General features: G+C 62.0%; 1 protein-coding gene. It reads right to left on the bottom strand.

Going from position 1 to position 276, the window contains the following annotated elements; translation table 11 throughout:
* A partial coding sequence (locus tag SB752_RS32355; protein ID WP_410719489.1) for a hypothetical protein occupies positions 1–276 on the bottom strand: 276 nt, incomplete at both ends.

Here is a 276-nt window from a genome sequence, read left to right as displayed (position 1 = left end):
AGGGGCAACGCGATCAGGTTCTGCAGGGCCAGGTCGGCGAGATCGAAGACGCTGGTTTCGACTTGGCCCGGGACGGTGAAGGTGCCCCAAACCACCAGGCTCTGGACCACGATCTCCAGCTTGTCCAGCATCAGGTTGGCGGCGTCGGGATGGGCCTTGAGCATTTCAGCTTTCAAGGTATCGAGGGCGTACTGGCGGATGGGCGCGATACCGTCCTGGTACTGTTTGCCGGCATTCAGGCTGTGCAGGGCAGCCAGGTCCTTGAAGTGGCGTGAG

The sequence above is a fragment of the Brevibacillus sp. SIMBA_040 genome (genome assembly GCF_046535075.1).
GTDB lineage: Bacteria > Bacillota > Bacilli > Brevibacillales > Brevibacillaceae > Brevibacillus.
The sequence above is the reverse complement of the archived record's forward strand: the minus strand, read 5'-3'. Positions and strand labels throughout refer to the sequence as shown.